Here is a 15,677-nt window from a genome sequence, read left to right on the forward strand (position 1 = left end):
GTAAAGAGCTGCATGGTGTGATACAGGAGGTAGGGTTATGTACATTGAAGTCGAAAAGGGTGTCACGGTTTTCGTTGAGGACCTCAATCCTGGCCCGAATAGCAAAACGATTTTTTTCGTTCACGGCTGGCCGCTCAACCATAACATGTATTCCTACCAATTCAACGTACTTCCCCAGCACGGGTTCCGCTGTGTTGCCATGGACATACGCGGCAACGGCCAATCGGACAAACCGTGGAGGGGCTATACGTATGATCGCTTAGCAGATGACATCTATGTCGTTTTGGAAGCATTACAGATAAGGGATGCCGTCTTGCTAGGTTTTTCGGTGGGTGGAGCGATTTCGATTCGGTATATGTCTCGTTATGAGGGACGTCATATTTCCAAGCTAGCGTTAGTGGATGCCGTGTCTCCTTCCTTTGTGAAAATGCCGGGCTCTCCATACGGCGTTTCGAAGGAGCAAGCGGATGCGCTGATTAATCAAATGTACGCCAATTTGCCTGAGTTTTTAAACACAGTTTCTTTGCAGTTTTTTAATCGGAATTTAGGGACTGCTACGCTCCAGTGGTTTGTCAAAATGGGGCTGGATTCCGCTTCCTATGCGCTCATCAAAATATTGCAAGCAGCATCGAGAGAGAATGTGATCAATGACTTGAGTCAAATCCGCGTGCCAACTGGAATCTTTCATGGGATTCACGATCAATTGATTCCATTCAAAAGCGCCGAGCTTACACAGAAGGAAATCAGGGGCTCGAAGCTGTTTCCGTTCGATAACAGCGGACATGGATTGCCGATTTGTCAGGCGGATGATTTTAATACGAAGCTGATGGAGTTTATTAACTCTTGATATGGAGAGGGTTAGAAAGCCGATATTTCTGCCTTGGTGCAGGATATCGGCTATTTCTTTTCGAACTTACCCAAATATAGTTTTCAACAGCACATGGAAAAATAACGATTAAGGATGGGGAATTTGAAGAAAAAACTGTGGATTTCTATACTACTTACAGCAATATTTGTGGGAGGCTTTTATTTCCTTGTAAAAGGTAATCCGCCATTGGAAATTGGCACCCTTGTTACAAGTAAAGATCATAAATCTGTTGTTGTGGGGATGGGGAATAAGGGCTTTGGTGAAGTGCAAATCATGGATGTTTCAGTTAATAACGATGAAAAACCTTCAAAAACAAAAGTACAGGTAAGTAATGCTTTACAAGGCTTCATCATAACGGATGATTATGATAATCCGGGCTCCAAACCGTATGGATTTCAGAATATAGAGGATATAGCGATAAAAGCTGGCACATCTCCTTCTGCTTATTTTAAAAAAATGGATGAGGGTGTTGCTTCGAAAAACGATGAAATCTATGGACTTAGTCTTATTCATCACGAAGCAGTAAACAGAGTGAATATAAAGTACAGCTATCTAGGGATTACATTTGATGAGAGGGTGGTCTTTGAAGCGGGGGTAAATCGATGAGTCAAATGAAAGTTGTACCTGTCGAAGTTCCCTGGATGATCTCCCCCTCACATGATTTCGTCGGTTTTACAGGTTATGAGGAGCGGAGTCAAGCATTGGGTATTATGTGCACATGACTCATGTATCGATGTGTTGGCCTATTCTTTTGCATGGGAAGAGGTCGAATGGGGGAAAGCCATGTAAGGGCGATGCCGCTGTACAATAAAATGAAAAAATATGAGATCACGTAGAAAAGGAGTGTTCCTAGGGCATGTTGAATGGAATGGATCACGCAAGTGTTTCAGCTCTGGAGGCATTTGTGCAGCAGTTCATGGAGAGGGAAAAAGTGCCTGGGCTCTCCATTGGCATCTTGCGGGATGGTGAGACCATCTATCAAAAGGGCTTTGGTGTTACCGATTTGGGGACGAATCAGCCCGTAACACCCGAGACCATTTTCGGCATTGCTTCGGTTACCAAATCCTTTACAGCTGCTGCCATCATGCTGCTCGTGGCAGAAGGCAAGTTGTCTGTTGAAGACCCGATTCGCAACTATTTGCCTGATTTACAAGGAAAGGGAAACATACATACTGACAAAATTACGATCCACCATTTGCTCTCTCACACTTCAGGTGTTCCACCGCTGTTGCGCCGTGAAGAATTGACCAAACTGCCCGAGCATATTGCCTATTTGAACGAAGTCCAATTTGCTCCCCTTGGTGTGCCAGGTGAGTATATCAGTTACAGTAACGACATGTTTCTCCTGCTGGGGGCTATTATCGAGCGTGTCACGGGGCAGTGCTACCGTACCTATGTAACAGAACGCCTGCTAGCGCCGCTCGAAATGAATCGCTCGACCTATAACCTGGAAGAAGTCGCTCGCTTTTCCGATGTCTCCGTTCCTTATGTCAAAGGGGAGGAGCAGCAACTGAAAAAAGTGCCGTGGCCCACACTCGGCAATTATGAAGTGGGGGGAGGCATTCGTTCCTGCGTCGTTGATTTGCTGAAATACGGACAGCTCTATATCAATGCTGGGCGCTATCAAGAGAAGCAAGTCGCAGATGAAGCCTCGCTTAGAGCCATGTGGCAGCCGGTTCATCGCCTGACAAAGGATGCCTGGTATGGCTATGCGCTCAAAACAACCCCCAATTATGCCGGAATCACGCTCGTTGAGCATGGGGGCGGTCAGCCCGGGGTGTCATCGAACTTTGGGTTCGTTCCGGAAAAAGGGCTAGTCGTCACCGTTCTTTCCAATCTGGAAAACGTGCCGATCAGAAACGTCTGGCTGGCTGCTGTGAACGCTGCCCTTGGTTTACCGCTTGCACATAAAGAAGACGAAGCCCCGCTCTATGCGCCGACGAGAGAAGAGCTAGAGAAGCTCGTCGGGACGTACACGTCAGGGGAAGGCGGAAGATTGCGACTCTTCCTTCGAGAGGATGCTCCTGTAGCAGAGGTAGCTGGTATGGAGTACGAGTTACGGGCCAGTAGCCACGATACGCTGATCGATGTACAAAATGGACAGCCTCTGCGCTTCTTTTTCAAAAAACAGCAGCAAGCATGGGCGGTCCTCATGGGGCTGAGGATGCTCTGTAGGAGTGAAAACAAGTTCTAGACTGACTTCCATAAATGAAGCAGCGGCGACCCAAGACATGATCATAAAGTCTTGGACTCTCCGCTGTTATGACTGTATCCTCTGTTTGGTTGGGATTCCTCTGCCTAGTCTAAAAATGATACGTCGAGATTAAAAAGGAAAGAAAGCAAAGAACGAGCGCCGGTATTGCTTTCGGAAAAGGATCTCTAGCAATCACAAGCAGGATGAAGGCAGCTACCAACATGGTCACGCCTAAAAGCAATCCTGATAGTAATGCTGCGATCGAAAACCATATTCCAATAATCAAGCCAATGGAACTGATGATCTCAATAAAACCAGTTAAGAAGTTAAAGATGGGAGGGAGGCCAAAGCGATCAAATTCATTCGCCATTTTACCGGAAATAATTTTTGTACCTGTAAACATAAAGAAGATCGCAACAAGGACTTGCAAAACGATTAGGGTCATAACCATAACAGCTTCCTCACTTTCGTTTATTCCGTATCAAATTCGATGTATGCTATAGCATGTATTTGGTGAAGAAAGTATCTGCATCTCCATTTATTCATCTTTTACCACTTGATATAGCTTGTCGAGCAAAGCATGCAATTCCGCAATCTCTACCTCGGTAAGGTTTTGCGTTACATGTTGATGCGCTTCGGTAACGACGGGTAGAAGCTTTGATTTTAGCTCCATCCCTTTGTCGCTCAGCAACAAGTTATGAGAGCGTCGATCCGCGTCATTTAAAGTGCGAATGACGATTCCCTTTTTTTCAAGCGAGTAAATCATTCTGACGACGGTGGTTTGATCTCGGTCAATCGCATCCGAAAGGTCCTTTTGTGTGATCGCTCTCTCTCCATCCATGACACTAAGAATTCCCCATTGCTCTGGTGTGATCTCGAATTGTTTTAACCTCTTCTTAAAATAGTTCGTCATTTTCATATCTGTTCGGTGAAGAAGGAATCCGGTCAGATTGAATAATTCCATAGAAAATCGAAACCCCTTTGATTATATGCTATAGCATATAAAATGCTAACGTATTTATTCCAGTTAGTCAAATAGATAGTGTCAGGAAAGCCGCACTGAAAAAAGAGTAAAGAAAACGAAAAAACTGGTAAAGATATTAAAACTTATAATTCAGAATATTTAATATAATACGAACTATCTCGCAAAAAGATCATGAGGGGGTTCGTGTATGGGATTTCGTTCCTGGATATCTGTCGCGCTCCAATTAATGATGGCGACAGCATTGCTTGTAGGCTGTAGTCAGCCAGCTGCCACTCCTGACTCAGCAGCGTCGTCAGGTGCAAATGGCGTCACGCTAAAAATGGTCGAGAGCATTACTAGCCCACAATGAACGGCGCTGTTAAAAGAAATGCTAGCCCAGTTTGAAGCGAAGAATCCGGGGATCAAAGTCGATCTGATTTCACCTCCATTTGAAGGAGCGGATCAGAAGATCACACAGATGCTGATGGCAAAAGAAGAGCTGGACGTACTAGAGGTACGCGAATTCAATGCCAAGCAGTTTTCGATGAACGGCTTTATTGAAAATTTGAAGCCCTACACAGACAAATGGCAAAATTACGATCAGCTGACTGACGTCGCCAAACGTCGAGCCACTTGGGTGGACAAAACTCCTTACTACATTCCGAATGGACTCTACCAGCGCGTCTTGTATTATCGGACGGATTGGTTTAAGGAAGCGGGAATCGAGGTGCCGAAGACGTGGGATGAGCTCTTGGGCGCAGCCAAAAAGCTGACGGACCCAGCCAAAAACCGCTACGGGTACAGCTTCCGGGGAGGAGCGACCGGGTGGGATTACGCGCTGATCACGATGTGGGCCTACAACGGGACAGAGGTCGACCCTGACTCTGCCTTTTTCATGAAGGATGGACGCACGATCTTCTCCACGCCGCAATCATTGGAAGCAATGCAATATTACAAACAGCTTTACAAAGAAGCCTCTCCAAAAGATTCGGTGAGCTGGGGCTTTCAGGAGATGGTACAGGGCTTTGTAGCGGGTTCAACTGCCATGCTGATTCAAGACCCTGATGTCATCGATGGAGCGAAGGAGAAGATGCAGGAAGGGACGTGGGCGACCGCTCCGATTCCGCTTGGTCCTTCAGGTGTCGCTCAACAAGTAGTCGGTGGACCAGGCTGGGGGATGACGTCGTATTCGAAGCACAAGGAAGAGGCGTGGAAGCTGATTGAATTCCTCTCTGAGCCTGAACAAAGCACTCATTTTGCGAAAAAGACTTCCACGATTCCTGTCGTGAAAAGCGCGGCAGAGGATGAATTTTACAAGACGGGTTACTTCCAGCCGTTTATTGAGATGAGTCAGCAGCCGACGAAGTTCCTCGATGTTTCACGTCCTGTGGACTACAAAGGCTGGGGAGCTTGGCAAAGCACAGCGGATAAAGATATTCAGAGCTTTTTGCTCGATCAGCTCACCGCAGAGGACCTGTTGAAAAAATGGGATCAATACTGGACAAAAGAAAAAGCCGAGCGAAAGTAGACGTGGGGGGATGGTAGCTTGGACACGCAAAAACCCATCGTCATGACGACGAAGCAGGTTGTGCCGGAAGGGAAGAAATCGTTCCGGATCTCCAAAGAAGGTCGCTTTATATTTTTGTGCCTCTTGCCCGCCATTTTGTTTGTTTCCGTCTTTACGTATTATCCACTCGTGCGTGGAATCATCATGTCTTTTCAGAACTACACGCTCTTTGATTTGATGAATATTCAGTTCATCGGGTTGGACAACTTTGTAAACGTACTGACAAGCCCAGACTTCCCGCGTGTTGCCATGAACAGCTTTTACTGGGTGTTTTTCTCCCTTGTCTTTCAATTGCTGTTTGGCTTTATGCTGGCCCTCTTGATGCGTAAAAAATTTCGCGGGAGAGGGATTTACCAGGCATTTGTCTTTTTTCCATGGGCGATGTCTGGCTTTCTGATTGGGCTGATTTGGCGGTGGATGTTCAATGCCCAGTTTGGTGTCATTAATGATTTGCTCTTGAAAATGGGGCTGATCGATGCGCCGATCTCCTTTTTGGCAGATGGAACTTGGGCGATGGCTGCCGTCATTATCGCGAATATTTGGTATGGCGTCGCGTTTTTTGCCATCATGATTCTGGCTGCCCTGCAATCGATCCCAGAGGAGCTGTACGAAGCGGCGGCGATGGATGGAGCGGGGCGGATTCAGCAGTTTTGGAGGGTGACACTGCCGTTTATCATGCCTACGATGCTGGTGACGATCCTGTTGCGGGTCATCTGGATTCTCAACTTCCCGGACATTATTTACGCGATGACGAATGGAGCTCCTGCAGGCTCCACGCATATTTTCGCTACCTACATGATCGATAAGGTCATCTTTGGACAAGACTACGGGCAAGCGTCGGCAGTGGGTGTCATCATCGTATTGATTTTGATGTTGTTCACGATCTTTTACGTGAAAGCGACCAAAGTAGAGAAGGGAGGGGACTTCTGATGCACCGTGAACATCTAGGGTGGAGGACTGGCAGAGCGATTGTCTTGACCTTGTTTCTTGCGTTCGCGATTTTCCCGCTGTATTGGATTATCATTACGTCGCTCAAAGGTCAAAAGGAAATCTTTTCGCTCCCGATTCAATATTGGCCGGAGCAGGTGACGTTGATCAACTACTTGGAGATCTTTCAGATTTCCCGCTTTCAGGTGTACATCTGGAACAGCTTTCTCGTTTCCTTGGTCGCTTCGGCTATGGTCGTGTTCATTGCGATGCTCGGCGGTTACGTGTTGGCCCGCTTTTCGTTTACAGGCAAGCGTCAGGTGATGTTCGGATTTCTCGTCACCCAAATGATTCCGATGTTCATAGGCATGGCGCCGTTGTACATGATGATGTCCAAGATGCACATCTTAAACAGCCTGTTTTCGTTGATGCTCATTTACACGGTCATGCTCATTCCATTTTGTACGATCATCATGTCCGGCTTTTTCCAACGGATACCCAATGCCTTGGAGGAAGCGGCGATGATGGACGGCTGTTCCCGATTGAGCGCCCTGTTTCGCGTCATCGTCCCGATCATGCTCCCCGGAATTGCCGCCACATTTATTTTCGCCTTCGTTCAATGCTGGAACGAGCTGATTATGGCGGTTCTGTTCATTGATGAAGAGTCAGTCAAAACGATTCCCGTCGCGATGAATGCCTTCATCAAAAAATACGATATCGAATGGGGAGCGATGTCGGCGGCTACGGTGCTGTCAGTCATCCCGACGATGCTGTTGTTTGCGTTTTGCCAAAAGTACTTGGTGGAAGGGCTCACACAGGGGGCTGTAAAAGGCTAGAGGTAGTCCCGCATGCCAGCTTGGTACGCTGTCTCATCGTCGTTTTCCAAACCGAACAACGCTTCCTCCAAGGCAAATGTACTCTGGTAAAATCTCATCCTAGTCATCACCTGCTCAAGCTGGGGGTACACCGGGGTGAAATGCTGCAAGAACGATTCCCCGTAGCTCGCGCAGAGTCCTGCGAGATCGTAAGCAGGATCGCCTACACAAGAGCCGCCAAAGTCGATAATGCCTGTGATGCGTTGTTTTGCTGGGGAGTACAAGATATTCCCTGTGCCAAAATCTCCGTGAGTCAGGCAAGGCTGAAAATCAAAGTGAGCAGGGTCTGACAGATATGCTTCAAAGCGCTCTGCCACATCTTTCTTGGCTTGCTCACGCATGGCTGGGAACAACTGCGAAACAATCTGTTCATACAGCTCTGTCAATTGCTTGGCCATGTCAAAATCACCAGGGATAAGCTCCGGGAGCAAGGAGGAGACGGGGAGCTGGTGCAGTTCATGAAGAAATTGTGCCAGCTGGGTAGCGACAGTCGGTACCGCGTTTTGACGAGAGGCTGCTTGAAAAGCTTCTCGGGTAAAAGGCTCACCTTCGAGTAGAGGATATCCGGCAAACACCCGCCCAGGTGTCTCCTCGGCCAAGGACAAATAGACTGGAGCCGGAATCGGCAGGGAGAGATATGGTTTTACCGTACGTAAAATGTTCGTTTCGACCTTCAGTTGCTCGATTCCGGCGGTATATTTAGGGAAGCGAAACACATACGCGTCATTGACGATGAGCACATCATTGTTTTGGCCCATCTCGTTAAAGTAGGCGGAAGTGATGGTCAACTCTGGATACGTTGCTTGAATGTGTTGGATATACGCTTGCGTTGTCATCATGATTCTCCTTCCAATACCCCGCATTTCGAAAAAAGAGCACTCTCCCCAAAGGAAAGTGCTCTTTCGTATTTACGATGCTGCCAGTTCAAATCTGACGAGCGTTTCTTTGGTGTCTGCGAGCTTTTCTAGTTCAACAATTCGCCAGTTATGGGAGATTGTCCTGCGCATCCATGCCAATGCATCGTCTCGTAAGCGAACATGGTGCAGCGCTGTTTCCTCGACTTGATAGTCACGCTCCGCTTGGATGTTGTAGCGTTTGTTCAGCAAAAACTTGATCCCGTTAAACGTGGTGAACTTGATCTGGTAGCCTTCGCGAATAGCAACTTCCAGCGTAAGGGGATCATTTTTGGACAGTTCAAAGAGATGGGTGTAATCGTACTTGCCGCCCTCCACGTCCGAAAAAGGCGCAGGGTCACCCTTTCTCAGCTTGTGGATGATTTCTTCATCGACGAATCCATGGGCACGGGCTGCCTCTAAGAGCATCGTTTCCCACTGGGATAGTTTTACGGTAGACATGGACTGTCCCTCCTCTTATCACGATGTAACGGCACAGACATCGCCAGCCTTTCTTCTAGTATAAAACAATGAAATTGTACTTCTCAACTACAATTCCGACTGTTTTACTATGAAAAGTGCAGCGAGCTGTTTTGCTTACGATGAAAACGAGGAGAGCTTCTTCTTTACATGCGGTTCTTTGGAGGTTGTGGTCAAGGTCACACCCGCGATGATGAGAATCGCACCGAAAAACTGTACGGCTGTTACAGGCTTTGCCAGCAATAATAAGCCGAAAAGCATGGCAATAAACGGTTCCAGATTGGCAAACATCGCAGCTTTGGCAGCGCCTACCTTCTGTAGTTGGCTGTTCCAGATTAAGGTCACAATGCCGTGCATGACGACAGCGGTGACAAACAAGAGAAACCAGGATGAAAGGCTGGTGCTTACCGTGGCCGCAGGGATGCTGATCAGGACAAAAGGCAGCATCGATCCGAAGCCGATCAAATTGGATACGAGCGTCGTCACGAGTGGAGGGAGTCGATGTCCCAACAACCTGACGAGGATGATCGAGGTAGCGAACGTCAGCATCGTCAATACTATCCAGAGGATACCGACATCAAAATGCAGCTCTGCCCCTGTATAAATGACGAATAAAACACCTGATGTACCGATCACCGAACCGATTGCCATGCGGCCAGTCAGCGACTCTTTCAAGAACAAGGCAGCCAAGAGAGCAGTTGTAATCGGCGTCAATGCCAGGATCAGGGCGGAGGTTGTCGGATCAGCTGTAACGAGCCCTTTATAGAAGGACCACTGGTTGATGAATACGCCGACAACTCCCAGTATCGCGAGCAAGAGCCAGTCCGTTCGAGAGAGCTTTGGCATTTTCAGCCGCCCTCTGGACCAAATGAGCAGAAACAACACGATAAACAAGAGACGCATAGCCGACAAAAAGAGCGGAGAAAACTCGGCGACGAGCATTTTCCCGAAGACGAAATTGCTGCCCCAAGCGGTTACGCAAAAAATGAGCAGCAAGTAGGAGCGTAGCATAGGATTCGTTCCTTCCTGTGGGTCAGCGAGTGTGATCCGGCGTTCGGATGTACCGTTTCCATAGCCAGGTCATGCACAAGTAGGCGGTTAAGACCAGAGCTGTACATAAGGAGGCAATCCAGATTGCCATCATCGGATCGACGTACATCCGGCTGCTGTAGCCTGCGACGAATCCCATTACTGCGCTGATCAAAATGAATGTAGGTGCTTTTCCCTTCGTCAACACGATGACGACGACAGGCAAAAACAGCGAGGCATACATAATGCCAAAGAAGAACAGCAAATCCAGCAAGGTCGGCTGGAAGTAGATCGTCAGACCATATGAAAGCGCACCGATGGCAATGGCAAGGCTGTAGCCCAAACGGATTTTTTGCCGTTCCGAAGCGTCTGGGCGGAACAGTTGATAGACGTTGTTGACCATCAGACTGATCATGGAATGAAGACCTGCACCAAATGCGGACATGATCGCACCAAAGGCACAGAGGACAAATAATACAAGCAAGATCATCGTGTCAATCTTGCGAACGAGATCAAACAACAGCGAGTAGATATCATCAAAGCCGCCCGTAAAAAGGACGATGATGATCAGCGAGGAAAACGCCAGGGGTACGGTGGCAAAAATGAGCCCGGACACCAGAAAGGTAGGGACGATCTTTTTCTCTTCCATCATATAGAGCCGCTGCCACGATGCCTGATCGACAAACACTTGGCCAAACCCAATCAACAGCCCGGTTATGATAAAAAAAAGACCCTCGTTGTTGTTGAGCACCAGAAGGTAAGGATGGTAAAGACGCAGTCCGTTATAGACGTGCTCGACACCCTTTCCGACGAAAAAGTAGACGGGAATCAGGATGATGGCCGCAAACGTAATGACAATTTGCACGATGGCAAAACGATGGATCGAGCGGATTCCCCCGATGCCTGCAAATAGCACACAAAATCCAAAAAAACAGAGCAAGCCAAGAGGGATCGGTAAGCCAAACAAGATGTTCAGCAATACGCCTCCAGCCATTCCCTGGACGAACATCGCTTCAATCGTCGTAATCAAAAGGATGATGATCATTAGCCAGTAACCAAACGGATGCAGCTTGTCCCGCATGTAATCCCCGATGGTCATCCCTTCTGATAACTCACGCCGGACCTTGCGCCCAAGCAGTCCAAACATACTAAGGGCAAATGCTCCCATCAAAGCGAAGCCGATCCCGCCAAATATCCCGTATTTGACGAGTGCTTCCGGTGAACCGAATATCGTGTTTCCGGTTACCCAGCGGGCGAGGATCGAGACGACCCCAAGCCCAATGCCGATCTTTGCAGCACCGACCACGTATTCGCGAAACGATAAGTAGGTCAAGAGGCATTCCCCTTGTCCCGGTATTCTTTCGGGGTTTTCCCCACTACCTTGCGAAAAATGGTGCTGAAATAGTGTTGGCTGTTGAAGCCAGTCCGCTCGGCAACCGTCGATATGCTCCAATCAGGATGAGCGATTAGAAACTTCTTCGACATTTGAATGCGGTACTGCATTAAATACTCAGAGAATGAGACGCCCACTTCTTCATGAAAACGGCGGCTCAAATAGGTAGGATTGATATGGACCTCTGCGGCCAGATCAGCCAAATTCAGCTTCTCCGCGAATTTTTGATGGATGATGTTCATCGCATCGGAAATAATTCGGGTGTAAGCGGAGAGGGCAGGACTCTTCTGATATTTTTTCAGAATGTCGACCAGCTCGCTCTCAATGACGGGCTTCGTGATGTAATCCACGACACCGAGGCGGATCGATTGCTTGGCATATTGAAAATCTTGATAAGCCGTTACAATGATGAGCTCGATGTCTTTGTGCTGGGCTCTTAGCTCTTCGCCAAGCACCAGCCCGGATTTCCCCGGAAGATTAATGTCCAGAAAGGCGAGATGAAGAGGAACCTTCTGGCTGATCGCCATGGCCTGACTGCCATCTGCGGCCTTGTAGAATTTCCACAAGGGGAACATGGGCTGAATCAAATACTCGAGTTGATCCAGCTCCAACGGTTCGTCATCCACGAGTAGTACGTTCATCTTCTCACCTCAGATCGATTTGTTCATACGTACAGGGCCACTTGACAGATACAAGAGTTCCTCCCTCGGATATCGGAGCGAGCTCCAGATGTGCATGATCACCAAAACAAAGGTGAAGCCGCCTGCGGATGTTGTCCAACCCGTGACCGCTCTCCTCATGTGGCTGTTCAGTTTCGATCTCACTTTCATTCTGGAATGCTGTGAGTCCGGAAGAACCGTTGTCGATGACCGTAAGCAGGACATCGTCATCTTTTCGGCTTATGCGGATGTCTAGAATAGCTTCGCCCATTTTTCGTTCCAATCCATGCTTAAATGCGTTTTCCACAAGCGTCTGCAAGACGAATGGCGGAATGGATGCTTGCAAGAGATCTTCTGCACAATCTAGCTGAATCCGAAGCCGATCGCCGAAACGCAGCTTTTGAATCTCCAAATATTGCTCCGTGTACGTAATCTCCCGCGCCAATGAAATCAATGGCTCTGTGGATTTGTATTTGAATTTGAGAAACTGGGAGAGGACTTCGAGCGCTCTCACCAGTTCCTTCGTTCGGTTCAATCGCGCCAGACTCAAAATGACATTTAGCGTATTAAACAAGAAGTGAGGCTGGATTTGTTGATTCAATTGATTGTAGAGAGCTTGCTGCAACTCTTTTTCCAGCTCAATCTTCAGATTCTTGTTTTCTAACAGATCAATCCGCTTCTCGAAAATGAACAGAAATAATAAAGCAATAGCTCCTATGATAGGAGCCAAAATAAACAGCAGAATGAGCAATGTGAAACCTTCAAAGCTTATCATGAGATCCCTTCTGTATGGATAGATTTTGCAGTTACCATCATATCATGCTGCTTCGTGATCTCTTGCGTTTTTAGAAAATTTTAATCTCTCTATGATTAGACTTGGGCAAGGTGGCAGGCTACTTGGTGTGTGTCGTGCAAGCTCGTGAGTCCTGGTACTTCTGTTTTGCAGCGATTAATCGCATACGGGCAACGCGTATGGAAGCGGCAGCCCTGTGGTGGATTGATGGGAGAAGGTACATCTCCGCGCAGAATAATCCGCTCCTGCTTTTTGTTGGTGTCCGGCACCGGGATCGCAGACAAGAGTGCCTGAGTGTAAGGATGCTGCGGGTTGTCGAACAGCGACTTTTTATCCGCGATCTCTACCACTTTTCCGAGGTACATCACCATGACGCGATCCGAGATGTGACGAACGACGCCGAGGTCATGGGAGATGAACAAATACGTCAGCTTGAATTGCTTTTGCAACGATTTCAGGAGATTCAGCACTTGAGCCTGAATGGATACGTCGAGTGCCGATACGGCTTCGTCACAAATGATTAGCTTCGGTTGCATCGCGAGGGCACGGGCAATCCCGATCCGTTGGCGTTGTCCGCCGCTGAATTCATGCGGGAAACGGTCAATTTGATCCGGACGCAAGCCTACATAGCCGAGCAGCTCGATAATGCGCTCGCGGCGTTGATGGGCAGGTACGATATTTTGGATCGCCAACGCTTCCCCGAGAATAGCGGATACCGATTGGCGCGGGTTGAGCGAAGCGAATGGGTCCTGGAAAATGACCTGCAAATGCTTGCGCATGTCGCGCATTTGCTTCTTGGACATCGCCAGCAGATCTTGTCCCTCGAATAGTACCGTTCCGCCCGTCGGTTCATCCAGACGGAGGATGGCACGACCGGTAGTGGATTTGCCACAACCGGATTCGCCTACAATACTCAGTGTTTCTCCTTCATGGATCGTAAAGCTGATGTCATCCACGGCTTTTACATGGTTGACGGTACGGCCTAAAATGCCGCCTTTGATCGGGAAGTGCTGCTTGAGATTTTTTACCTCGAGCAGTGGTTTTTTCGTTGGATTCGTTTGTGTTGTCATCATGGTCATACCCCCACTTCCGTAGCAGTCTTGGTGTCGCCGTCCCACTCAGACGTGTACATCCAGCAGCGAACTTTGCTTCCGTCTGCATACTCCAAGAGTTCAGGAAGCTTCGTATTGCACAGCTCTGTTGCATGCGGGCAGCGTGGAGCGAAGCGGCATCCAACTGGCATGTTGAACGGACTTGGAACGTTCCCTTTAATCGCTTGCAGCTCTTCTACATCCTCATCCAGACGGGGGAGGGAGTTCATCAGCCCTACTGTATAGGGATGGCGTGGATTCGCGAACAGGTTTTGTGCAGTCGTATACTCTACGACTTTTCCCGCGTACATAACCGCAACGCGATCGCATGTTTCAGCAACGACGCCAAGATCGTGGGTAATCATGATAATGCTCATGCCCATTTCGACTTGCAGCTTTTTCATCAGCTCGAGAATTTGAGCCTGAATGGTAACGTCCAAAGCTGTCGTCGGTTCATCCGCGATCAAAATTTCCGGGCGGCAGGCGAGAGCCATCGCGATCATAACGCGTTGACGCATACCCCCAGACAATTCATGCGGCTCTTGAGTCGCGCGTTTTTCCGGGGAAGGAATACCGACCAGACGCAGCATGTCTACAGCCTTGTCCCATGCTTCCTTACGTCCCATGTTTTGGTGGAGGCGCAATACCTCTGCAATTTGCTCCCCCACCGAATACACCGGATTAAGCGAGGTCATTGGCTCTTGGAAAATCATCGAAATCTCGTTGCCACGGATCGCGCGCATGTCTGCTTCCGATTTTTTCGTCAGGTCTTGCCCTTTGAAAAGGATTTCTCCTCCTACAATTTTTCCCGGAGGACTGGCAATCAAACGGAGGATGGAGAGGGAAGTGATACTTTTTCCACAGCCCGATTCTCCTACCAGACCGAGTGTCTCTCCTCTATTTAGAGAGAAATCAACGCCGTCCACTGCTTTACTGACGCCATCTTCTGTGAAAAAATGCGTTTGCAGATTGCGAACGTCCAGGATGATATCTTGTTGCTCCGGCATGGTGATCCCTCCTTAATTCAGATCAATTCGTTTATTAAAGTAGCGATACAATACATCGACGAGCAGGTTCACGAACACGAAGATAATGGAAGCGATCAGGACGCCGCCTTGTACGACAGGCAAATCACGCATGCGGATCGCATCGACGATCAGACGACCCAAGCCGTTGATGGCAAAGACAGATTCTACGAGAACCGTACCACCCAAAAGGAAACCGAATTGCAAGCCAACGACGGTAATAATCGGGATCAACGCATTTTTTAAAGCATGCTTGTAAATGATGACTGTTTCACGCAAGCCTTTTGCTTTCGCTGTGCGGATGTAGTCTTGACGTACGACGTCGAGCATACTGGAGCGAGTCATACGAGCAACGATGGCGGCCCCAGCGGTACCGAGTGTGATCGCTGGCAAAATCATGTGCTTCCAGGTGCCCCAGCCTGCGACCGGGAAGAGTTGCAGCTTGACGGAGAACGTGTAGATCAAGCTCAAGCCGAGCCAAAAGCTTGGCAAGGATACACCGAGCAAGGCAATGACCATGATCGTAATATCAGCAGCAGAGTATTGCTTGGTAGCAGAGATGATCCCTGCGATCATCCCGAGGACAACCGTTACAAAAATACTGGCAACGGCGAGCTCGATAGTAGCGGGCAAGCGCGCCATGATCTCATCCCACACTGGAAGATTAGAGCGAAGTGATGTACCAAGATCGCCTTGGAACACGTTGGCGACATATTGCACGTATTGAACCATGATTGGCTGATCTAAGCCGAGCTGTGTGCGCATTTTCGCAATCGTCTCTTCAGAAGCGCCTTCACCAGCAAGCAATACAGCCGGGTCGCCAGGAACCATTTGCATGATCAAAAAGACGACCAGAATGACACCGAGCAGGACGGGAATCATCTGCAAAAGGCGACGGGTAATGTAAACAAACATGTAG

The 15,677-nt window shown here is 48.5% G+C and carries 18 protein-coding genes; 7 read left to right on the plus strand and 11 right to left on the minus strand.

The annotated features are described in order from the left end of the window. Nucleotides 1-37: 37 nt before the first annotated feature. The 3 genes from C7R94_RS01850 (at nt 38) to C7R94_RS01865 (ending at nt 3,062) form a co-directional block, all read left to right on the plus strand. A complete protein-coding gene (locus tag C7R94_RS01850; RefSeq protein WP_106778224.1) occupies nt 38-847 on the plus strand; it encodes an alpha/beta fold hydrolase in 810 nt (269 codons plus the stop codon). A 114-nt stretch (nt 848-961) separates the two neighbouring features. Next, nucleotides 962-1,474, plus strand: coding sequence for a hypothetical protein (locus C7R94_RS01855; protein WP_106778225.1), 513 nt, complete (start codon nt 962-964; stop codon nt 1,472-1,474). A gap of 262 nt (nt 1,475-1,736) precedes the next feature. Next, complete coding sequence (locus C7R94_RS01865) at nt 1,737-3,062, plus strand: serine hydrolase domain-containing protein (protein WP_106778265.1); 1,326 nt, start codon at nt 1,737-1,739, stop codon at nt 3,060-3,062. Between the two features lie 109 nt (nt 3,063-3,171). Here C7R94_RS01865 and C7R94_RS01870 read toward each other — a convergent pair whose 3' ends face one another. Together C7R94_RS01870 and C7R94_RS01875 are read right to left on the minus strand one after the other, a co-directional pair. After that, nucleotides 3,172-3,507: a DoxX family protein gene (locus C7R94_RS01870; RefSeq protein ID WP_106778266.1), complete on the minus strand. Its 336-nt coding sequence runs from the start codon at nt 3,505-3,507 to the stop codon at nt 3,172-3,174. Nucleotides 3,508-3,600: 93 nt separating this feature from the next. Beyond that, nucleotides 3,601-4,026 (minus strand): MarR family winged helix-turn-helix transcriptional regulator, encoded by a 426-nt coding sequence (locus C7R94_RS01875; protein WP_106778226.1) that lies wholly within the window; start codon nt 4,024-4,026, stop codon nt 3,601-3,603. Between the two features lie 208 nt (nt 4,027-4,234). On the opposite strand from C7R94_RS01875, the gene C7R94_RS30490 reads away from it, so the two are divergent. Genes C7R94_RS30490 through C7R94_RS01890 form a run of 4 tightly spaced genes read left to right on the plus strand, consistent with a single transcriptional unit; the run spans nt 4,235 to nt 7,356 of the window. Then, nucleotides 4,235-4,396, plus strand: coding sequence for a hypothetical protein (locus C7R94_RS30490; RefSeq protein ID WP_233220448.1), 162 nt, complete (start codon nt 4,235-4,237; stop codon nt 4,394-4,396). A gap of 18 nt (nt 4,397-4,414) precedes the next feature. After that, nucleotides 4,415-5,554 (plus strand): ABC transporter substrate-binding protein, encoded by a 1,140-nt coding sequence (locus C7R94_RS01880; protein ID WP_233220449.1) that lies wholly within the window; start codon nt 4,415-4,417, stop codon nt 5,552-5,554. Nucleotides 5,555-5,572: 18 nt separating this feature from the next. Continuing rightward, entirely contained in the window at nt 5,573-6,523 is a 951-nt protein-coding gene (locus tag C7R94_RS01885) for a carbohydrate ABC transporter permease (RefSeq protein ID WP_106778227.1), read from the plus strand. Further along, nucleotides 6,523-7,356, plus strand: a complete 834-nt coding sequence (locus tag C7R94_RS01890; protein WP_106778228.1) for a carbohydrate ABC transporter permease — start codon at nt 6,523-6,525, stop codon at nt 7,354-7,356. Before C7R94_RS01885 ends, C7R94_RS01890 begins: the two co-directional genes overlap by 1 nt. Here the strand turns inward: C7R94_RS01890 and C7R94_RS01895 are convergent. The 9 genes from C7R94_RS01895 to nikB form a co-directional block, all read right to left on the minus strand. Further along, on the minus strand, nt 7,353-8,231 hold the full coding sequence (locus tag C7R94_RS01895) for a phosphotransferase family protein (RefSeq protein ID WP_106778229.1): 879 nt from the start codon (nt 8,229-8,231) through the stop codon (nt 7,353-7,355). The genes C7R94_RS01890 and C7R94_RS01895 overlap by 4 nt on opposite strands. A 72-nt stretch (nt 8,232-8,303) precedes the next feature. Continuing rightward, nucleotides 8,304-8,750 carry a hypothetical protein gene (locus tag C7R94_RS01900; protein ID WP_106778230.1) on the minus strand — a complete coding sequence of 149 codons (447 nt, stop codon included), beginning with the start codon at nt 8,748-8,750 and terminating at the stop codon, nt 8,304-8,306. Between the two features lie 135 nt (nt 8,751-8,885). After that, the gene (locus C7R94_RS01905) at nt 8,886-9,779 is read right to left on the minus strand and encodes a DMT family transporter (protein ID WP_106778231.1); all 894 of its coding nucleotides are present in this window, start codon (nt 9,777-9,779) and stop codon (nt 8,886-8,888) included. Between the two features lie 22 nt (nt 9,780-9,801). After that, nucleotides 9,802-11,130 (minus strand): sodium:solute symporter family transporter, encoded by a 1,329-nt coding sequence (locus tag C7R94_RS01910; protein ID WP_047070881.1) that lies wholly within the window; start codon nt 11,128-11,130, stop codon nt 9,802-9,804. Beyond that, complete coding sequence (locus tag C7R94_RS01915; RefSeq protein ID WP_106778232.1) at nt 11,127-11,831, minus strand: response regulator transcription factor; 705 nt, start codon at nt 11,829-11,831, stop codon at nt 11,127-11,129. Before C7R94_RS01915 ends, C7R94_RS01910 begins: the two co-directional genes overlap by 4 nt. 4 nt (nt 11,832-11,835) lie before the next feature. Next, the gene (locus tag C7R94_RS01920) at nt 11,836-12,624 is read right to left on the minus strand and encodes a sensor histidine kinase (protein WP_106778233.1); all 789 of its coding nucleotides are present in this window, start codon (nt 12,622-12,624) and stop codon (nt 11,836-11,838) included. Nucleotides 12,625-12,719: 95 nt separating this feature from the next. Further along, nucleotides 12,720-13,715: an ABC transporter ATP-binding protein gene (locus C7R94_RS01925; RefSeq protein ID WP_106778234.1), complete on the minus strand. Its 996-nt coding sequence runs from the start codon at nt 13,713-13,715 to the stop codon at nt 12,720-12,722. 2 nt (nt 13,716-13,717) lie between these two features. After that, nucleotides 13,718-14,740 (minus strand): ABC transporter ATP-binding protein, encoded by a 1,023-nt coding sequence (locus C7R94_RS01930; RefSeq protein WP_048031874.1) that lies wholly within the window; start codon nt 14,738-14,740, stop codon nt 13,718-13,720. A 12-nt stretch (nt 14,741-14,752) separates the two neighbouring features. Further along, nucleotides 14,753-15,673, minus strand: coding sequence for a nickel ABC transporter permease (gene nikB / locus C7R94_RS01935; protein WP_047070888.1), 921 nt, complete (start codon nt 15,671-15,673; stop codon nt 14,753-14,755). Between the last annotated feature and the right edge of the window lie 4 nt (nt 15,674-15,677).

Origin of the sequence: Brevibacillus sp. NRRL NRS-603 (assembly GCF_003013445.1) — a bacterium.
GTDB classification, from domain to species: Bacteria; Bacillota; Bacilli; order Brevibacillales; family Brevibacillaceae; genus Brevibacillus; species Brevibacillus formosus.

What these genes read in the sequence shown, in the direction of transcription:
- C7R94_RS01880 (WP_233220449.1), top strand. Translation starts at nt 4,415, where the DNA reads ATGCTAGCCCAGTTTGAAGCGAAGAATCCGGGGATCAAAGTCGATCTG.
- C7R94_RS01900 (WP_106778230.1), bottom strand. Translation starts at nt 8,750, where the DNA reads ATGTCTACCGTAAAACTATCCCAGTGGGAAACGATGCTCTTAGAGGCA.
- C7R94_RS30490 (WP_233220448.1), top strand. Translation starts at nt 4,235, where the DNA reads ATGGGATTTCGTTCCTGGATATCTGTCGCGCTCCAATTAATGATGGCG.
- C7R94_RS01930 (WP_048031874.1), bottom strand. Translation starts at nt 14,740, where the DNA reads ATGCCGGAGCAACAAGATATCATCCTGGACGTTCGCAATCTGCAAACG.
- C7R94_RS01890 (WP_106778228.1), top strand. Translation starts at nt 6,523, where the DNA reads ATGCACCGTGAACATCTAGGGTGGAGGACTGGCAGAGCGATTGTCTTG.
- C7R94_RS01875 (WP_106778226.1), bottom strand. Translation starts at nt 4,026, where the DNA reads ATGGAATTATTCAATCTGACCGGATTCCTTCTTCACCGAACAGATATG.
- C7R94_RS01870 (WP_106778266.1), bottom strand. Translation starts at nt 3,507, where the DNA reads ATGACCCTAATCGTTTTGCAAGTCCTTGTTGCGATCTTCTTTATGTTT.
- C7R94_RS01925 (WP_106778234.1), bottom strand. Translation starts at nt 13,715, where the DNA reads ATGATGACAACACAAACGAATCCAACGAAAAAACCACTGCTCGAGGTA.
- C7R94_RS01920 (WP_106778233.1), bottom strand. Translation starts at nt 12,624, where the DNA reads ATGATAAGCTTTGAAGGTTTCACATTGCTCATTCTGCTGTTTATTTTG.
- nikB (WP_047070888.1), bottom strand. Translation starts at nt 15,673, where the DNA reads ATGTTTGTTTACATTACCCGTCGCCTTTTGCAGATGATTCCCGTCCTG.
- C7R94_RS01850 (WP_106778224.1), top strand. Translation starts at nt 38, where the DNA reads ATGTACATTGAAGTCGAAAAGGGTGTCACGGTTTTCGTTGAGGACCTC.
- C7R94_RS01915 (WP_106778232.1), bottom strand. Translation starts at nt 11,831, where the DNA reads ATGAACGTACTACTCGTGGATGACGAACCGTTGGAGCTGGATCAACTC.
- C7R94_RS01855 (WP_106778225.1), top strand. Translation starts at nt 962, where the DNA reads ATGGGGAATTTGAAGAAAAAACTGTGGATTTCTATACTACTTACAGCA.
- C7R94_RS01895 (WP_106778229.1), bottom strand. Translation starts at nt 8,231, where the DNA reads ATGACAACGCAAGCGTATATCCAACACATTCAAGCAACGTATCCAGAG.
- C7R94_RS01905 (WP_106778231.1), bottom strand. Translation starts at nt 9,779, where the DNA reads ATGCTACGCTCCTACTTGCTGCTCATTTTTTGCGTAACCGCTTGGGGC.
- C7R94_RS01865 (WP_106778265.1), top strand. Translation starts at nt 1,737, where the DNA reads ATGGATCACGCAAGTGTTTCAGCTCTGGAGGCATTTGTGCAGCAGTTC.